The 18,338-nt window shown below is 60.4% G+C and carries 15 protein-coding genes and 1 pseudogene; 14 read left to right on the top strand and 2 right to left on the bottom strand.

Annotated features, from left to right (window positions below):
* Positions 1–21: 21 nt before the first annotated feature.
* From dnaN to K3725_RS17645, 3 genes are all read left to right on the top strand, one after another.
* Entirely contained in the window at positions 22–1,140 is a 1,119-nt protein-coding gene (dnaN, locus tag K3725_RS17655) for a DNA polymerase III subunit beta (protein ID WP_260016559.1), read from the top strand.
* Between the two features lie 63 nt (positions 1,141–1,203).
* Positions 1,204–2,301 carry a DNA replication/repair protein RecF gene (gene recF, locus K3725_RS17650; protein WP_260016558.1) on the top strand — a complete coding sequence of 366 codons (1,098 nt, stop codon included), beginning with the start codon at positions 1,204–1,206 and terminating at the stop codon, positions 2,299–2,301.
* On the top strand, positions 2,298–2,918 hold the full coding sequence (locus K3725_RS17645; RefSeq protein WP_260016557.1) for a LysE family translocator: 621 nt from the start codon (positions 2,298–2,300) through the stop codon (positions 2,916–2,918). The genes recF and K3725_RS17645 overlap by 4 nt, the downstream gene beginning before the upstream one ends.
* Here the strand turns inward: K3725_RS17645 and K3725_RS17640 are convergent.
* A complete protein-coding gene (locus K3725_RS17640; RefSeq protein WP_260016556.1) occupies positions 2,915–3,508 on the bottom strand; it encodes a TetR/AcrR family transcriptional regulator in 594 nt (197 codons plus the stop codon). The genes K3725_RS17645 and K3725_RS17640 overlap by 4 nt on opposite strands.
* Positions 3,509–3,614: 106 nt before the next feature.
* Between K3725_RS17640 and K3725_RS17635 the strand changes: the two genes are divergently transcribed.
* The 11 genes and pseudogenes from K3725_RS17635 (at position 3,615) to K3725_RS17585 (ending at position 17,025) form a co-directional block, all read left to right on the top strand.
* On the top strand, positions 3,615–4,208 hold the full coding sequence (locus tag K3725_RS17635; RefSeq protein ID WP_260016555.1) for an NAD(P)H-dependent oxidoreductase: 594 nt from the start codon (positions 3,615–3,617) through the stop codon (positions 4,206–4,208).
* Between the two features lie 85 nt (positions 4,209–4,293).
* The gene (gene gyrB, locus K3725_RS17630) at positions 4,294–6,711 is read left to right on the top strand and encodes a DNA topoisomerase (ATP-hydrolyzing) subunit B (RefSeq protein WP_260016554.1); all 2,418 of its coding nucleotides are present in this window, start codon (positions 4,294–4,296) and stop codon (positions 6,709–6,711) included.
* 379 nt (positions 6,712–7,090) lie between these two features.
* Positions 7,091–7,599 (top strand): annotated as a pseudogene (locus tag K3725_RS17625) (IS5 family transposase); the annotation flags it as partial.
* Between the two features lie 54 nt (positions 7,600–7,653).
* Positions 7,654–8,661 carry an IS110 family transposase gene (locus tag K3725_RS17620; RefSeq protein WP_260016553.1) on the top strand — a complete coding sequence of 336 codons (1,008 nt, stop codon included), beginning with the start codon at positions 7,654–7,656 and terminating at the stop codon, positions 8,659–8,661.
* A 421-nt stretch (positions 8,662–9,082) separates the two neighbouring features.
* On the top strand, positions 9,083–11,131 hold the full coding sequence (locus K3725_RS17615) for a type VI secretion system Vgr family protein (protein WP_260016552.1): 2,049 nt from the start codon (positions 9,083–9,085) through the stop codon (positions 11,129–11,131).
* A gap of 46 nt (positions 11,132–11,177) precedes the next feature.
* Positions 11,178–11,435, top strand: coding sequence for a PAAR domain-containing protein (locus K3725_RS17610; RefSeq protein ID WP_260016551.1), 258 nt, complete (start codon positions 11,178–11,180; stop codon positions 11,433–11,435).
* Between the two features lie 61 nt (positions 11,436–11,496).
* Positions 11,497–12,597 carry a DUF4123 domain-containing protein gene (locus K3725_RS17605; protein WP_260016550.1) on the top strand — a complete coding sequence of 367 codons (1,101 nt, stop codon included), beginning with the start codon at positions 11,497–11,499 and terminating at the stop codon, positions 12,595–12,597.
* Complete coding sequence (locus tag K3725_RS17600; RefSeq protein WP_260016549.1) at positions 12,594–13,511, top strand: hypothetical protein; 918 nt, start codon at positions 12,594–12,596, stop codon at positions 13,509–13,511. The genes K3725_RS17605 and K3725_RS17600 overlap by 4 nt, the downstream gene beginning before the upstream one ends.
* Positions 13,512–13,701: 190 nt before the next feature.
* Positions 13,702–14,553 carry a hypothetical protein gene (locus K3725_RS17595; RefSeq protein ID WP_260016548.1) on the top strand — a complete coding sequence of 284 codons (852 nt, stop codon included), beginning with the start codon at positions 13,702–13,704 and terminating at the stop codon, positions 14,551–14,553.
* 190 nt (positions 14,554–14,743) lie between these two features.
* Positions 14,744–15,592 carry a hypothetical protein gene (locus K3725_RS17590; RefSeq protein WP_260016547.1) on the top strand — a complete coding sequence of 283 codons (849 nt, stop codon included), beginning with the start codon at positions 14,744–14,746 and terminating at the stop codon, positions 15,590–15,592.
* 185 nt (positions 15,593–15,777) lie between these two features.
* Positions 15,778–17,025: a triacylglycerol lipase gene (locus K3725_RS17585; RefSeq protein ID WP_260016546.1), complete on the top strand. Its 1,248-nt coding sequence runs from the start codon at positions 15,778–15,780 to the stop codon at positions 17,023–17,025.
* A 255-nt stretch (positions 17,026–17,280) separates the two neighbouring features.
* Here K3725_RS17585 and K3725_RS17580 read toward each other — a convergent pair whose 3' ends face one another.
* Entirely contained in the window at positions 17,281–18,213 is a 933-nt protein-coding gene (locus K3725_RS17580; RefSeq protein WP_260016545.1) for an IS5 family transposase, read from the bottom strand.
* Between the last annotated feature and the right edge of the window lie 125 nt (positions 18,214–18,338).

Genomic DNA, 18,338 nt, shown 5'->3' with positions numbered 1-18,338 from the left:
CTGACGAAGAGGATTTGGGACATGAAGATCAGCATCGAACGCGGCACGCTCCTCAAGGCCGTGGCCCAAGCGCAGTCTGTGGTCGAGCGCCGCAACACCATTCCGATCCTGGCGAATGTGCTGATCGAAGCCGAGGGCGACAGTGTCCAGTTCCGTGCAACCGACCTGGATATCGAGGTGGTCGACAAGGCCCCCGCGCAGGTGGAACGCGCCGGCGCCACCACCGTCGCCGCCACCACCCTGCACGAGATTGTCCGCAAGCTGCCTGACGGCGCGCTGGTCACTCTGAGCGCCGACGCCGCAACCGGCCGCCTGACCGTCGAGGCAGGGCGCTCCAACTTCTCGCTGGCGACCCTGCCGCGCGAGGATTTTCCGGTGATGGCTTCCTCCGAGTATCACTCGAACTTCGCTGCCAAGGCCGCGGTGCTGCGCCGCCTGTTCGACAAGTCGAAATTCGCGATCTCCACTGAGGAAACCCGGTATTACCTGAACGGTGTCTACCTGCATGTGTCGTCGGGGGATGGCGGCAAGGTTCTGCGCGCCGTGGCCACCGACGGCCACCGCCTGGCCCGCATCGACGCGGAACTGCCGCTGGGCGCCGAGGACATGCCCGGCGTGATCGTGCCGCGCAAAACCGTGGGCGAGCTGCGCAAGCTGCTGGATGATGACGACATGGATATCGCGGTTTCGGTCTCTGAAACCAAGGTGCGCTTTGCCACCCCGAATATCACTCTGACCTCCAAGGTGATCGACGGGACCTTTCCCGACTACACCCGCGTGATCCCGGCCGGAAACACCCGCCGCCTGGAGGTGGACGCGGCCGAGTTCGCACAGGCCGTTGACCGGGTTGCCACTGTTTCTTCTGAACGCTCCCGCGCGGTGAAGCTGCAGTTGGAAGAGGATCGGCTGATCCTGTCGGTGAACGCGCCCGACAGCGGTGCGGCGGAGGAAGAGCTGGCCGTTGCCTACAATGACGAGCGGCTGGAAATCGGCTTTAACGCCAAATACCTGCTGGAAATCGCTAACCAGGTGGACCGCGAAAACGCCGTGTTCATGTTCAACTCCTCCGGCGATCCGACCCTGATGCGCGAAGGCAGTGACGAAAGCGCCGTTTACGTCGTGATGCCGATGCGGGTTTGATCGCCTGACGGCGATGCCTGCAGCGCGAGTAATTTTGCAAAGAAGAAAAAGGGCGCGCGCTTCATGCTGGCTCTGACCGCATTGACCCTTTCCCATTTCCGCTCGCATTTGCGGGCGGATTTGCGTTTGGACGGGCGTCCGGTGGCCCTTCACGGCAACAACGGCGCGGGCAAGACCAACATCTTGGAGGCGGTGTCGCTGTTTTCGCCGGGCCGCGGTTTGCGCCGGGCCAGTGCTGCCGACATGGCGCGCCAGCCAGAGGCATTGGGCTGGAAACTGAGAGGCGAGCTGCAGGCACCGTCGCAGACTTTCGAGGTGGAAACCTGGTCCGAGGGCGGCAATGCCCGGCAAGTGAAGATCGACAACAAGTCCGCCAGCCAGCTGGCGCTGGGGCAGGTGGCGCGCGTGGTCTGGCTGATCCCGGCAATGGACCGGCTGTGGATTGAGGCAGCCGAAGGGCGGCGGCGCTTTCTGGACCGGATCGCGCTCAGTTTCGAGCCTGGTCATGCTGAGGCGTCGCTGGCCTATGAAAAGGCGATGCGCGAGCGCAACCGGTTGTTGAAGGAACAAATCCGGGATGCAGCCTGGTACAAGGTGCTGGAAGACCGCATGGCTGCCGCCGGGCACCGGATTCATGCCGCCCGGGTACAGGCAGTTGACCTGCTGCAATTGGCACAGGCCGAGGCGGAAACCGCTTTTCCCGCTGCGGAACTGGAATTGATTCAATCGGAGGGCAGCATGCCGTCCACAGAGGCCGATTTCAAAGAGGTTCTGGAGGAAAGCCGGTTCCGCGATCTGGCCGCAGGCCGTACCTTGGTAGGGCCGCACCGCACCGATCTGATTGGCACTTACCGCGCCAAGGGCATCCCGGCCAAGGACTGCTCCACCGGCGAGCAGAAGGCGTTGCTGGTGTCGCTGATTCTGGCCAATGCGCGGGCGCTGGCCGAGCGCGAGGGCGCGCCGCCGATCCTCCTGCTGGATGAGGTCGCAGCACATCTGGACGCTGCCCGCCGCGCTGCGTTGTACGATGAGATCTGCGCCCTGGGAACCCAGGCCTGGATGACCGGCACCGGCCCTGAGCTGTTCGCGGAACTGGAGGGCCGGGCGCAAGTGCTTGAAGTGACGGATAAAGAAGGCGTGTCGGAGGTGTCCCGGAAATGACCGTCACGCCCAGGGATCTGGCGCTTTATGCCGGTGCATTGTTCATCCTGTTCCTGACCCCCGGCCCGGTGTGGCTGGCGCTGATGGCACGCTCTGTTTCCGGCGGGTTCCCAGCGGCCTGGCCGTTGGCGGTTGGCGTCGCCTGCGGAGACATCTTCTGGCCGTTGATTGCGGTTGCGGGCATGTCTTGGGTGGTCTCGGAAATCGAGGGCATCATGACAGTGCTGCGCTGGGTGGCTTGCGCGATGTTCCTGGGCATGGGGTATCTGCTGATCCGCCATGCCGGCGACGCGGTGGAGGAAAACCGCGCCCTGACGCGCCCTGGCGTCTGGGCCGGTTTCATGGCCGGTATCGCGGTGATCCTGGGCAATCCCAAGGCGATCCTGTTCTACATGGGCGTGCTGCCCGGTTTCTTTGACCTTTCGGGAATCTCCTGGACAGACATCGCCGCGATTGTCACCCTGTCCTTCCTGGTGCCGCTTTTGGGCAATCTGGCGCTGGCGGGAATGGTGCACCGCGTGCGCCGTGCGGTGACCTCCACCCGGATCCGGCGGCGGATCAATCTGGTCTCCGGCGGGCTGCTGATCTGCGTCGGGCTGGTGATCCCCTTCACCTAAGCGGCGAGCTGCAGCCAGGCTTTCAAGTAGGGCTCAAGCGCCTTTGCAGGCGGCGTTTCATCGTCGTGTTCCATGCAAAACCACACGCCCAGGACGTGGTTCAGGAAGGCCTGAATGCCTTCTGCCAGCAGTTCCGGCGGCTGATCCTTGCGAATTTGGCCGGCCTCCTGCAGAACCTGCAGCCAGTGTGCCAGCAGCGTGACCTGCCGGATGAAACCGGCAGTGACCACCTCATCCGGTTCTGCCGCCGTGGTGCCGGAGTAGCGCAGAAGCAGATCAAAGATCACCCGGTCCTGGCCGACGTAGTCCAGATGCGGCGCGAGCCGGGCGGTCAGCTCTTCCGCATCCTGGGGGGCACCGCCTGCCTCCATCCCGTCCAGCAGGCGCATGACCTCATCCCCGATCAGCACGGCCAGCAGCCCGTCCTTGTCCTTGAAATGAGAGAATAAGGTGCCCTTTGCCACTCCAGCGCGGGCGACCACATCCTCCACCCGCAATCCGCTGTAGCCCTGTTCCTGCACGATTGCGGCTGCCACCTCCAGCAGTCTTGCCCGGGTTTCCAGCCGCCGTTTCTGCGGTGCACGTGTCATGTCTCTGCCTCGCGAGTAATTTTGACCGCGGTCACTTTTGTAATTGACCTTGGTCATTTTTGATTCAATAAAGTGACCGCGGTCAACTTATCCAAAGGAGAGTCAAATGTCTGCCCGGAAAATCCTGATTCTGAACGGCCACCCCGGCCAAACCTCCCTGTCGAAATCCCTGTGCGCCGCATATCAGGCCGCGGCGGAGGAGAACGGCCATATGGTACGCTGTCATGACATTTCTCAGATGCAATTCGACATGGACTATGGACAGGGCGGGTATAAGGCCCCGAAACCCTTGGAGCCGGACCTGGCAGCCTTTTTGGAGGATCTGGAATGGGCAGAGCATGTGGTTGTGGCCTCTCCACTTTGGTGGGGCGCCATCCCAGCCAAGCTGAAGGCAGTGTTTGACAGGGCTTTTCTGCCGGGGCGGGCCTTCGATACCCGCAACGTCAACTTCGTGGGGCTCCCGGCCCCGATGCTGACTGGCAAGACTGCCCGGGTGCTGCTGACAGCGGACACACCCGCGCTGCTGTTGCGATTGTTTTACGGCAATGCTGTGAAGAAGTTCATCAGCCGTCAAATTCTTGGGTTTGTCGGCATCAAGCCAACGCGGTTTACAACCTTTGCGCCAGCCACGGACGCGCCGGAGGCCAAGGTCAAAACCTGGCTGGCTGCGGCTGGCGGGTTAGGGGCCAAGGCAGCCTGATTCTGCCAAGAAAAAAGGGGGCTTGCGCGTGACAATCCTGGTCAGGTTTCGTATAAAATCCCGAAGCTAAAACAGGAAGATGTGAATGTCCGGAAACGAGCAGGCCCCCGCAGAATATGGCGCGGATTCCATCAAGGTTCTCAAAGGGTTGGAGGCGGTCCGTAAGCGCCCTGGCATGTATATTGGGGACACAGATGACGGCTCGGGCCTGCACCACATGGTGTACGAGGTTGTGGACAACGGCATCGACGAGGCCCTGGCAGGCCACGCTGACCATGTAAATGTGAAAATTCATGCGGATTCCAGTGTCTCGGTCAGCGACAACGGGCGCGGCATTCCGGTGGATATCCACGCCGAGGAAGGCGTATCGGCAGCCGAAGTCATCATGACCCAGCTGCACGCCGGCGGTAAGTTCGACAGCAACTCCTACAAAGTCTCCGGCGGTCTGCATGGTGTGGGCGTGTCGGTTGTGAACGCGCTCAGCGATTGGCTGGAACTGCGCATTTGGCGCAACGGCAAGGAGCATGTGGCGCGGTTTGAGCGCGGCGATACCGTCAAGCATCTGGAGGTGGTCGGCGATTGCGGTGACCAGACCGGCACCGAAGTCCGCTTCATGGCGTCGACCGATACATTCTCGAACCTGGAGTATTCTTTCGAGACGCTGGAAAAGCGCCTGCGCGAGCTGGCCTTCCTGAATTCGGGCGTGCGGATTATTCTGGAGGATGAACGCCCGGCGGAGAAACTCACAGCCGAGCTCTACTACGAGGGCGGCGTCAAGGAGTTCGTCAAATACCTTGACCGGCACAAGACCCCGGTGATGGAGGCTCCGGTCTATATCGTGGGGGAAAAGGACGACATCGGCGTCGAGATCGCCATGTGGTGGAATGACAGCTACCACGAGACCGTGCTGCCTTTCACCAACAACATCCCCCAGCGCGACGGCGGCACCCATGTGGCGGGCTTCCGCGGTGCGCTGACCCGGACCATCAACAACTACGCGCAGACGTCGGGGATCGCCAAGAAGGAGAAGGTCTCTTTCACCGGTGACGACGCCCGCGAAGGGCTGACATGTGTTCTGTCGGTCAAGGTGCCGGACCCGAAATTCTCCAGCCAGACCAAGGACAAGCTGGTCTCCTCCGAGGTGCGCCCGGTGGTCGAAAGCCTGTTGGGCGAAAAACTGGCCGAATGGTTCGAGGAAAACCCCAACGAAGCCAAGCAGATCGTCGGCAAGATCGTCGAGGCCGCGCTGGCCCGCGAGGCCGCCCGCAAGGCGCGTGAACTGACCCGCCGCAAAACCGCGATGGACGTGAACTACCTGGCCGGCAAGCTCAAGGACTGTTCCGAGAAGGACCCCTCCAAAACCGAAGTCTTCCTGGTCGAGGGTGACTCGGCTGGCGGCTCCGCCCAGACGGGCCGGGACCGGATGACCCAGGCGATCCTTCCTCTGCGCGGCAAGATCCTGAACGTAGAGCGCGCGCGCTTTGACCGGATGCTGGGCAGCCAGGAGATTGGCAACCTGGTGATGGCGCTTGGCACCGGCATCGGCCGCGATGAATTCAACATCGAGAAACTGCGCTACCACAAGATCGTCATCATGACCGACGCCGACGTCGACGGCGCCCACATCCGCACCCTGCTGCTCACCTTCTTCTACCGGCAGATGCCGGAGCTGATTGAGGGCGGCTACCTCTATATCGCGCAGCCGCCGCTTTATAAGGTCGCGCGCGGCAAGTCAGAGGTCTACCTCAAGGACCAGGCGGCCCTGGACGACTACCTGATCAACCAGGGCGTCGACGGCGCGGTGCTGAAACTGGGCGATGGGTCTGAGATGGCCGGCTCCGACCTTACCCGCGTGGTGGATGAGGCGCGCCAGCTCAAGCGCGTGCTGGATGCCTTCCCGACCCATTACCCGCGCCACATCCTGGAGCAGGCCGCAGTGGCCGGCGCCTTTGTGCCCGGCGCTGTGGATTCCGACCTGCAGGGCGTGGCTGACAAGGTCGCCGCCCGCTTGGACGCTATTGCGCTGGAGTATGAGCGCGGCTGGCAGGGCCGGATCACTCAGGACCACGGCATCCGCCTGGCCCGCATCCTGCGCGGCGTCGAGGAAGTGCGCACCCTGGACGGCCCGATGCTGCGCTCCGGCGAAGCGCGCAAGACCGGCAGCTTCACCCAGAGCCTGCAGGAGGTCTACGGCACCACCGCGCAGCTGGTCCGCCGCGACCGCAGCCAGATCATTCATGGGCCGCTTGGTCTGCTGCAGGCGATCCTGGAGGAGGGCGAGAAAGGTCTTACCCTGCAGCGCTATAAGGGGCTCGGTGAAATGAACCCCGACCAGCTGTGGGAGACCACCCTCGACCCGGACGCGCGGACCCTGCTGCAGGTGCGCATCGATGATATGGTCGAGGCGGATGATCTGTTCACCAAACTGATGGGCGACGTAGTGGAACCGCGCAGGGAGTTTATCCAGAAAAACGCACTCAGTGTGGAGAACTTGGACTTCTGAGAACTTTGTAGGATCGCCCAAAAGCGTGTTTTAGACCCATACTTTTGCGCAAATTGCCCATAGTTTTGTTTCTCGCACACGCTACGGGTGAGGCGGATACTGAAAGCTGCGAAATCCTCTTGTCAGGGTTGATCACAGGGGTTCTCGCTCTACGGGCTTTTTCATGATTGCCGCTCCGGCTAGCTGTTCTCGCCATGAGCACGGTGAGCTGTGGGCTAAGAAGGTTCCAGGCTTCCTGAAGGCCCTAGAGGGCCTTCAGGAAGCCTGTGCGGCTGAGATTGAATTCCTACCGCACCGCGTTGCTTGTTGTTTTCTAGGGTCAGGAGCCATTGATTTCCGGTGGATGGCGTGAGTCACGGTTCGAAAAGTGAGCAGTGATATGTCTGATCTTTTCTGGCTGACGGACGCGCAGATGGCCCGTCTTGGGCCCTATTTTCCGAAGTCCCACGGTAAGCCGCGTGTTGATGACCGGCGTGTTCTGAGCGGAATTATCTTCATCAATCGCAATGGCTTGCGCTGGCGTGATGCGCCCAAAGATTACGGCCCGCACAAGACCTTGTACAATCGTTGGAAGCGGTGGAGCGACAAAGGCATCTTTGCCCAGATGATGACCGGTCTGGCTGCTGAACACAGTGAGGAAAAGACCGTGATGATCGACGCAACTTACCTGAAAGCACACCGCACGGCCTCCAGTCTTGGGGTTGAAAAGGGGGGCGCGGGCGCCTGATCGGGCGCACTAAGGGCGGCATGAACACTAAGCTGCACGCAATCTGTGACAGCCAAGGGCGTCCACTGAACCAGTTCGTGACGGCCGGACAGGTCAGTGATTACACCGGTGCAAAGGCGCTGCTGAGTGGTCTGCCTGACGTCCAATGGCTTCTCGGAGATTGAACCGCACCGGGTTTGCCGGAGGCTTCAACTCCTGAGTAGGATGAAGCCACAATGAAACACTATGCCGGACTGGACCTGTCGATGGACAGCACGCAGGTTTGCATCGTCGATGAAAACGGTGGGAAAGTAACCTCGATGAAGGTCGAGAGCGCGCCTGACCAGATCGCATGCGCGTTAAATCGAGTCGGCGACATTGAGCGAGCGGTTATCGAATCCGGCCGCATGTCGCCGGCAATCTGCCACGGCTTGCGAGCTCTCGGCGTTCCCGTCGTGTGCATCGACGCACGGCAGGCGCATCAGAGCCTAAAGGCACTAAAGGCGAACAAGACTGACCCGCATGACGCAGCCGGGCTGGCGCAACTTGCCAGGACAGGTTTCTACAAGGAAGTGCATGTCAAATCTGCGGCCGCCTATGGCCTGCGCAGCGTCATCGCGACGCGCAGCCATCTCGTCGAAGCCCGGGTGCGGCTCGACAACATGATCCGAGGTATATGTGCAACTTTCGGGTTCAAACCCGGCCCCGGTCAGGGCAAGTCGTTCATCGACCGGGTGATGACTGCTGCAGATATACCGGGTCTTGGCCAGAGCATCACAGCGCTGGTCGCCGCCAGAGCCGGATTGGTGGAACAGATCAGGCAACTGGATCGGGTCTTGCGTGAGTTCGCTCACCAATCATCGGCCTGCAGGCAGCTTATGAGCATCCCCGGCGTCGGCGTTCAAACTTCCGCCGCTTTCGCGGCGGCCATCGATCAAGCTGACCGCTTCCGGCAATCCCGCACCGCAGGCGCCTATTTCGGATTGGTCCCCAGGCGTCACCAATCCGGGGAAATCGACTGGACAGGACGCATCACCAAACAGGGCGACAGCCTGGTTCGCAAGCTGCTCTACGAAGCGGCCAACTCGATCCTGACGCGCAGTCGTGGCAACTTCGCCCTCAAAACCTGGGCCCAGAAGATCGCCAAACGCCGAGGTCTGAGAAAGGCACGCGTGGCGCTTGCCAGGCGGCTGGCCGTTATCATGCACGCGATGCTGCGTGACGGCACTTTGTTCGAAGCGTAAGGTGAGATAGAAATCATTTGCCAGCGGTGAAGCCGGACAGCTGATCCGAGGGCGGTGTCCCGAGAGGGAACGCAGGGACGAACGATATGCGAAGGTTACCGGATGGGCCCAGGAGCCCGCTTTGAGTCAATGCAACGTTCGGCCTTGTGAAACCCGATACAGCACGATCGCCTCACAGCAATCAGTGCGGACAGATCCTTGAAACCCTCAAGGGAAACACCGCCGAGCTCTGCAAATTACAGATCCTGAGCCTAGTATCGGTCCATTTTTAAGATCTGCGCCCCTCCCGGTACGCGGCCGGGAACTGCTTCTGCGCACCTGCCGCAGATGCCCGGAATTCCCCCTTGCTGCGGGCTGCGTGTCTCTTGACCCTTGCGCGGAAACCCGTAGTGTCCGGCACAACTTTTAAGGGTTTTATTTGATGAACGCATTTGTGCAGGACGCCCGGCTGGGGCGGCTGACAACCGTTTTGGGGCCGGAAGCGCTGGTGCTGATGCGCTTTGACGGGACCGAGGCGCTGAATGGGCTGTTTGACTATTCGGTCGAGGCGCTGGCCACGCGGGATGATCTCGATTTCGATGCGCTCCTGGGCACCCATGCCACGGTCACGATCGCAGGCGCCGAAGGCCCGGCGCTGTTTGACGGCATCATCACCGAGGCCCGCTGGAAAGGCCCGGGCGAAAACGGCTGGCGCTATGATCTGCGGCTCCGGCCCTGGTTCTGGCTCGCGGGAAAACGGCGCAACCAGCGGATCTTTCATAACAAAACCGTGGTAGAGATCCTGCAGGAACTGCTGGCGGACTACGGCCATCTGGGCAACCCGCATCTGGAGATTGCCCTGAGCAACGACTATCCGGAGCTGGAGTACACGGTGCAGTACCGGGAAAGCGACCTGGATTTCGCCCGCCGCCTGATGGAGCGTTTCGGGATCTCCTTTCACATCCGCCACCAGGAGGCCAGCCACACGCTGGTGCTGACGGATGATGTGCTGAACCACGCCGAAATCCCGGCCCGCCCCTATTACGGCGCGGCGCAGAACCAGGGTGCCCAAGGCGAGCATTTCTGGGCCTGGGGGCCCGAGCGGCGGCTGACGACGGGGGCAACCCGGCTCACCGATTACAACTTCAAGACTCCGATGGCAGCGATGGAAAGCGACCGCATCGGCGATGCGCAATATGCCGAAGGCCAGCTGGAAGCCTATGATTATCCCGGCGGCTACCTGGATCTGGGGCGGGGCAAGACGGTGGCGCAGCTGCGCTGCGCAGAGGAGCGCGGCCATGACGCCCGCCAGTTCGCCAGCGGCGACATCACCGGCTTGCGGCCGGGCGGCGTGGTGCCGCTGGCGGGCGGCGATGCGGTGCCGGGGGATGGCGCCAAACACCTCTGCCTCTGGGCGCGCTATTCCTTTGTCAGCCAAAGCTACGGCTCCAACCGCGAGGGTGTGTCCGCCGCCCGCCCCTTCACCGCCGATTACCGGCTGATGCCGCTGACCGCGCCGATGGTGCCGCCGCGGGTGACGCCCCTGCCGGTGGTGCAGGGGCCGCAGACCGCGGTGGTTGTCGGCGACGGCGAGATCGACTGCGACGAGCACGGCCGCATTCTGGTGCATTTCCACTGGGACCTGGAGAAGGCGTATTCGATGCGCTGCCGGGTCAGCCAGAACTGGGCCAGCCAGGGCTGGGGCGGCATGGTCATCCCGCGCATTGGCATGGAAGTGGTGGTCGAGTTCCTGGAAGGCGACCCCGACAAGCCGCTGGTCACCGGCTGCGTCTACAACGGCCGCAACAAGCCGCCCTACCCGCTGCCGCAGCACAAGACCAAATCCGTGTTCAAGACGGATACCCACAAGGGCAGCGGCTTCAACGAGCTGACCTTCGAGGACGAGCGGGATCAGGAAAAGATATATATGCACGGCCAGAAGGACCAGGAGATTGTCATCGAGAATGACCGCTCCAAGACCATCGGCCGCGATGAGAACAATGCCATCGGGCGTGACCGGACCCAAAGCGTCGGCCAGGACGAAACCCTGTCGGTGGGCCGCGACCAGCGCGAAACCGTGGGCCAGGACGTACTCTACAAGGTCGGCCGCAACCAGCAGGAGGAATACGGCAAGGACCATGTGCATGTGGTGGGCAATATCCACAAGCAGGACATCTATGCCGACCATCTGGTGCAGATCGGCCGCAACCACGAGGAAACGGTGTTCGGGAAATCCACCCTCAACGTGACCGAAGCGATCACCAACAACACCCGCAGCCATACGCTGATGGCTTTTGAGACGTTCACCATCAAGGGCCCGGGCGGCAAGATCACCATCGATGCGGGCGGGATCACGCTGGAGGCTGCCAGCATCAATCTGAAAGGCGCGGTCAGCATGGGCGGCAGCGGCGGCGCCCAGGTGCCCACGCTGCAGAACGCCGCCCGCGACGGCCTGCCGCTGGTCGAAGAATGCGTTCAGCAGAAGGATTGACCTGAATGGTGCGCCTGACCCTCGCAGTGCCGCAGGAGACGGTTCCATGCAACCGGTAGCCCGGATCGGCGACACCCACGCCTGCCCCAGATGCCGCAGCTGCCGGATCGTCAGCGGCGGCAGCGCCACCGTTGACGGCCGCCCGGTCGCGCGCGTCGGCGACAAGACCAGCTGCGGCGCGGTGATCACCGCCGGGTCGTCCACGTCAACGGACGACGGCCGTCCCATCGCCTATGTCGGCTCCCCAACCTCCATCGGCGGCACCATCACCACAGGGTCGCCAAACCACAAGGTCATGCCGTGAGGCCGCGCCCCGCTCTCCCCACCGCATCCAGCACCTCGATGAACAGACCTGGAAACCTGCAATGACGGAACCGCTGAAGAACCCGGGCCTTCCACCAGAAGACGACTATTGGCTGGGCATCGATGCCGCACCCGCAGCCTCCGCGGATCAGAGGCCCTGCCTTCATATCGAGGACATCCCGGACGTCGAACCTCTGGATGCCCAATTCGGTGCCTGGCCTCTGAAAAATGTGCCGGAGGCATTGTTTGAACCGCTGTTCGGCCAGCCGGAAGCCGACCCCGACAGGGCCGCGGACAGCGGCGCGGCAGAGGAAGCGGCGCCTTTGAAAACCTATGCTCTGATCGACGCCGCCAAACTGCACGCCGGGTTCGACGGGATCCGGAACTGCGGGCTGCCGTTCCGCTGCCTGTTCCAGGGCGAGGCCGCAAAAGAGCTGAAAGATGCCGCCCCCTATCTGGTCGAACTTGCACCCGACGCCCGCTTCACCCGCACCCTGTTCACCCATATCCCGGACGCCCCGGCCCATCTGTCCACCCTGCATCTATGGCACAGGAACCCCGGCATCTTCATCCGCTCCCGCGCGGATTTTGACGCGGTCTGGAAACACTTCAGAAAGTTCACCCGCATCCGCGACGAAAACGGAAAATGGTTCTTCTTCCGGTTCTGGGAGGCTGCAACTGCGCAGGCTTTTGCAGCCCATGCAGACACGATTGAGCTGGCGGAGGCCATGCTGAATGACGGGAGCCGCCCGGGGCAAACATGGATCCTGATCTCGGCAGGCGCAGGCAAGGCAACTGCTTGCAAATATTGCGTGGATCACCGGGCCGTCCCGGCCAAGCCGCCAAGGCTGACATCAGAAGTCCTGGCAGCCTTTGACTGTGAAATTGAAGCAGAGCAGGATGCACAGGACATCGCCGCCGCGCTTGAGCTTGTGTCTTCGGGGGCAGCAGAGCCGAATGAAGACAGTTTGCGGTCTTCTTTGAAGGCATTGAGAAAACTTGGCTTTTCCGCTGCCGGCAAACGGCAGGAAGCGCTCAGCCTTTTTGTCCGTGCGTCTCTCAGCGGAAAGCACAGGGGCGCATCAGAGATATTGCATAAAACGGAGCAAGGCCCGGCAATCCGCCTGTGGCATTTGAAGAATTTGGTTGAGGGAAAGGAATGATTTTTCAGCGCAGCGCATGGCCGCTTGTTCTGGCCGCGTTCACTCTATTGGGAAGCATGGCAATGGCTGAGACTGAGAAGACAAAAACACACTGCATCGGACGCCTGCTGGTCGAAGTGCCGGAGGAGTTTGAAGTGCTGCGCCACGATGGAACGGTGCGGGAAACGCGAATTGAACGTATCGGACCCGGAACTGAGCGGGATGCGGAGCGGCTCTATGAGGAGCGGGTGCGGGCTCTCCGCGATGGCGAGGTCACCATTGATACCGTCAAAATGCTGTACCGGGATGTCGGCCGAATAGGGGCATTGCGGACGGTCAGTATGCTGATCGACTGGACAGATGGCGGGTTTCAGCCGCAGGAACCTTGGCGCGAGGAAACTTATGTCTCGTCAGAGGGCACAATTTTTCACTTGGAAACGTCAATGGATAACGGGAACGCCGATGCCGCGCGATCCGACATTCAAGCTGTAGCAGATGCTATTCACCCTCGCACCGCAGGCGACATGCCGGCTGGCGAGGGCACCTGCCTTGAAAACTCTTTCTTTGCGCTGGCGCCTGGAAACGAGCAAATCGGTGCAACCTTCGTTCACGCCACCGAACGCGCGATTTTGCTGCGGGTCTCCACTTCAGTTCGCGATCCTGGCAACGGCACCCTCGATTTCAGCGCCATCCAGGGAACAGACGGCGAACCGGTGCGTATCGCAGGACTTGAAGGCAAGGAACTGAGGTTGTGGGACGGGCCAATAAACCTCTCAGCCATAGTTGGACAGCAACCTGGTTTGGACCGTCCCGGGTACAAAGTTACCCTGGAGTATTCTGACAGCCGGAAAGATGCCGCGTCACCGCCCTACACCCGTGAAGAAGCCCGCTCCTCTTGGGAGAGCTTTACCGGCAGCATTCAAGTGAAGAAATGATCAATGGCTCATTCATCTGCTCAAGCCTGCCCGCCTCCGGTGGCCATGCAGATCTTTTAGGCCTCCGCAATTATGGGGAGCAGGTTCCTCCATTGAACCAAATGATTGAGGGAAAAGTATGATAATTCAGCGCAAGTTACGGCCTCTGGTTCTGTGGCTGACAGCGCTCACTCTATTGGGAAGCATGGCAATGGCTGAAACAGGGAAGACAAAAACACACTGCATCGGACGCCTGCTGGTCGAAGTGCCGACGGAGTTTGAAGTGCTGCGCCACGATGGAACGGTGCGTGCGCGGAGGGTCGAGCGTATCGGACCGGGGGACGAGCGGGATCTCCAGCAAATTACTGCCGATAGAGTCCGTGCCTTGCGCAACAAGGAGGTGATCGAGGCCGGTGACCCCAAAATTTTTCTTGGGACGGAAGATCTGAATGGTGTGACCGGTATCAAGAGCATTCTGGATACTTCCGTTATGGGCGTACAAATATCCGAACCCTGGGACGAAGAGGCTTTTGTTCTGTCTGAAGGGGTCATCTTTCGCCTGTATGGAGTTGCTAGCGAGGAGAGACTTGCCAGCCACCGCCGGAGTTTGAGCTTGGTCGCCAACGCCATCCGCCCCCGGGCACAGGGTGAAATATCCGTTGGCGAGGGCACCTGCCTTGAAAACTCTTTCTTTGCGCTGGCGCCTGGAAACGAGCAAATCGGTGCAACCTTCGTTCACGCCAGCGAACGCGCGATTTTGCTGCGGGTCTCCACTTCAGTTCGAGATCCCGGCAACGGCACCCTCGATTTCAGCGCCATCCAGGGAACAGACGGCGAACCGGTGCGTATCGCAGGATTTGAAGGCAAGGAACTGAGGTTGTGGGACGGGCCAGTAAACCTCTCAGCCATAGTTGGACAGCAACCTGGCGCGGACCGTCCAGGGTACAAAATTACCCTGGAGTATTCTGACAGCCGGAAAGAGACCGGGTCACCGCCCTTCACCCGTGAAGAAGCCCGCTCCTTTTGGGAGAGCTTTACCGGCAGCATTCAAGTGAAGAAATGATCAATGGCTCATTCATCTGCTCAAGCCTGCCCGCCTCCGGTGGCCAAGCAGATCTTTTAGGCCTCCGCGATTATGGGGAGCAGGTTCCTCCATTGAACCAAATGATTGAGGGAAAAGTATGATAATTCAGCGCAAGTTACGGCCTCTGGTTCTGTGGCTGACAGCGTTCACTCTATTGGGAAGCATGGCAATGGCTGAAACAGGGAAGACAAAAACACACTGCATCGGACGCCTGCTGGTCGAAGTGCCGGAGGAGTTTGAAGTGCTGCGCCACGATGGAACGGTGCGGGAAACGCGAATTGAACGTATCGGACCCGGAACTGAGCGGGATGCGGAGCGGCTCTATGAGGAGCGGGTGCGGGCTCTCCGCAATGGCGAGGTCAGCATTGATACCGTTAAAATGCTGTACCGGGATGTCGGCCGAATAGGGGCATTGCGGACGGTCAGTATGCTGATCGACTGGACAGATGGCGGGTTTCAGCCGCAGGAACCTTGGCGCGAGGAAACTTATGTCTCGTCAGAGGGCACAATTTTTCACTTGGAAACGTCAATGGATAACGGGAACGCCGATGCCGCGCGATCCGACATTCAAGCTGTAGCAGATGCTATCCACCCTCGCACCGCAGGCGACATACCGGCTGGCGAGGGCACTTGCCTCGAGCATGCATTCCTTAACCTACCACAGGGGAGAGAATCTATGGGGGCGCTATTCCGCATGCCGGGCAGTATTGTGGGCATTGAAGTCGGTTTGACGATTGTACCGCCAGGCGAGGCAAAGCTCGAATTGGAGGGTGCGGAAAGTAACATTGGTGACCCGATCGAAATCGCCGGTTTACGCGGGCGTGTCGCAAAGGACTATGGTTCGGAGCATTTTTTCTACGCTACAGTTGGGCAACAAGCGTCTCAAAATGACTTTGGCTACAGTATTGACCTGAGTTTTTTTGACAGACGAGCAGACTTTGGTTCAGCGCCTTTCACGCGCAAGGACGCTGATCACATCTGGGACACTCTCATTCAGTCGGTTCGGATCAAAAAGTAACTATGGCTCATTCTTCTGTTCAAGCGTGCCCGCCTCCGGTGGCCATGCCAATTATCTTCGTGCCCGGCATCATGGGGAGCAGGCTACGGAATAAAAAGTCAAAAGCTGTGGTCTGGGAACCGCAAGATTCTATGAGGAACGCCTTATCACTTGCCCGGAAAGGCCCAAAAGACAAGCGCGCAGCAATGATTGGACCGAAAGGCGCGCCGTTTTCACCGGATTACCTCGAAGTCGATCCCGGCACAGTTGGCGGTGCGCTGACACAGGAGCGTATCGACCGGGGCTGGGGCGGTCTGATGCAAGGCTCCTATGCAAGCTTCATGATGTGGCTGGATCTGACGGCGGAAACCCCCGCGGCCGGCCAGGTCCCGAAGGGTTGCTTCAACCTGCACTATGAGGCCTGGGCGCACCCATACAACTGGACGGATGACAATCTGAACTCAGGTAAAAAACTTGGCGAGACGGTCGATAGGGCAGTTGCGGAGACAGAACAGAAATACCAGGGTACAGATGTTCTTGTTCTGAAGCCTGTCATCGTGACCCACTCCATGGGCGGGCTTGTTTCAAGGGCCTATACCCAAATCCACGGCGGCGCCGGCAAGGTACACGGCGTCATCCATGGCGCCTTGCCCTGCGAGGGCGCACCGGCAGCCTACAAGCGAATTGTTGCCGGTTTCGAAGGCAGCGGAGTGCAGGGAACCGTTGAGCGCTGGGTTCTGGGCGCCAATCAGCAGGAAGCCACCGCAACTGCCGCGAATATGCCCGGTGTTCTGGAACTATTGCCCAATCAGTTTCACAAAGGCACCGATGGCAGGACGGACTGGCTGCGTGTCACCGGCAGGACTGGTGCCAATATCTGTTCAAAACCGGCCTCCAATCCGTATGTCGAAATTTACCTCAACCAAAGCGATTGGTGGAAACTAATAGAAATCGAGCACCTAAATCCAGGTGAAAATAGTCGAAAAACATTCGAGAGTTTTCAACTTCAGTTAAGAAAAGCAATGTCCTTCCACGCCAAGCTCGGCCCCAGTGCATTTCATCCGAACACCCGGATGTTTTACGCCAGCGACACCAGCCACCCGGCCTGGGATCACATCGAATGGAAGCAATCCGGGCGGCAGGACAGCCCTGCTTCCGATGCGATCAGACAAAGCGATGGCCGCGGCCAGATTGAGTGGGGGCAATATTTTGTTCACCCTGCACCTCTCTACGGCGGCGCTCCTACCTTTGCTGCTGATACCCGGTACCAGCTTCAGCCGCCGGAAGCAGCCGGCGACGGGACCGTCCATGCTGGCTCCGGCCGCTACGTATCAGGCCCCATGTCAGTCGCGACAGACAGCGGATTTGAACACCAAGCGGCCTATGACCTAACCGAAGCCCGCCGCCTGACTGCCGAATGGTTGTTTGATATGGTTGAGGAGCAGCTCCAATAGCTACAGCGGACCTCAGCCGCCTGGCCGCAATGGTGCGTAAAGTCACCCCTGGGTTTGGCATGGGCGGCGGCGGATTCAGCGGCCCGGTCGTCCCGGCAACCAAACACTTCATCAACCCGGGGCTGGTGCATCTGGTTCTGGAAGCTCCTCCAGTTTCCGAACGGGACCGCATGTCTGATCTGCGTGTGGATGCGTCTTATCGGCGTTGTTGCGCAAATCTGTGTCTGAGCGGAGTTCCCCTTTCCCCGGACGGACTTATTCTGCGGTCACTGTGATAGGGGTGCCTAGTGCGGTGTAACCGTTGAGCACGGCAATACGGACCTGCAGTTCCGCAACCTGACGCTCGAAATCGCGCGCCATGAGGGATTGGCCAAGCAGCTTGATACAGTTCATTTTTGCCTCGACGCGGCTTCGGCGGTGGTATCCGCTCCATCGCCGCCAGAGGGCGCGACCCAAGTATTTCGAGGCGCGCAAAGCTTCGTTGCGGGCTGCGGCGCCGGGGCTCGTTGGCTTCCACGGCTTGGCGTTCTTTCGGGGCGGGATGACTGCGGCAGCGCCGCGGGCAGCGATTGCCTCGTGACAGTTTCGGGTGTCGTAAGCGCCATCAGCTGTCACTGAACCGATCACTTCGTCCGCAGAGATCTGTTCCAGGAGATCTGGCAGGATGGGAGCATCACCGATGTTGCTGCCGGTGACCTCGACCGCTCGAACCTCCAATGTTTCCTCGTCGATCCCGATATGTATCTTACGCCAGATGCGGCGTTTGGGGCCACCATGCTTGCGGGCATTCCATTCGCCTTCCCCCTCGGACTTGATGCCGGTGCTGTCGATCAGCAGGTTCAACGGGCCCGCGCCGCCACGATAGGGGATGGCTACGTTCAATGTTCGCTGGCGACGACAGAGCGTGCTGAAGTCCGGCACTGTCCAATCAAGCCCGACCAGCTGCAGCAGGCTCTGCACGAACCCCGTGGTCTGCCTCAACGGCATTCCGAACAGCACCTTCATTGTCAGGCACGTCTGGATCGCCGCATCGCTGAAACTCGGATGCCTCCCACGCTTCCCGGTCGGCGGAGGCTTCCACTCCATGCCTGGATCAAACCAGATCGTCAGCGATCCACGCTGCCGCAATGCTTCATTGTAAGCCGACCAGTTCGTGGTCTTGTACTTCGTGGACGCCCAACTGCTCATACCACCCAGCTATCAGGCTGGATTCATACAGTGAATCCCTCAAACGATTTGTGCAACAACGCCCCTGAAATCTACCCTGAACAATCAGAGGAGCTAGAATGATCTAGGTTCACACAGGGCTGAAA

Origin of the sequence: Leisingera sp. S132 (assembly GCF_025144465.1) — a bacterium.
Taxonomy (GTDB): domain Bacteria; phylum Pseudomonadota; class Alphaproteobacteria; order Rhodobacterales; family Rhodobacteraceae; genus Leisingera.
Note: the sequence above shows the minus strand (reverse complement) of the source record. Positions and strands in the feature narration are given on the sequence as shown.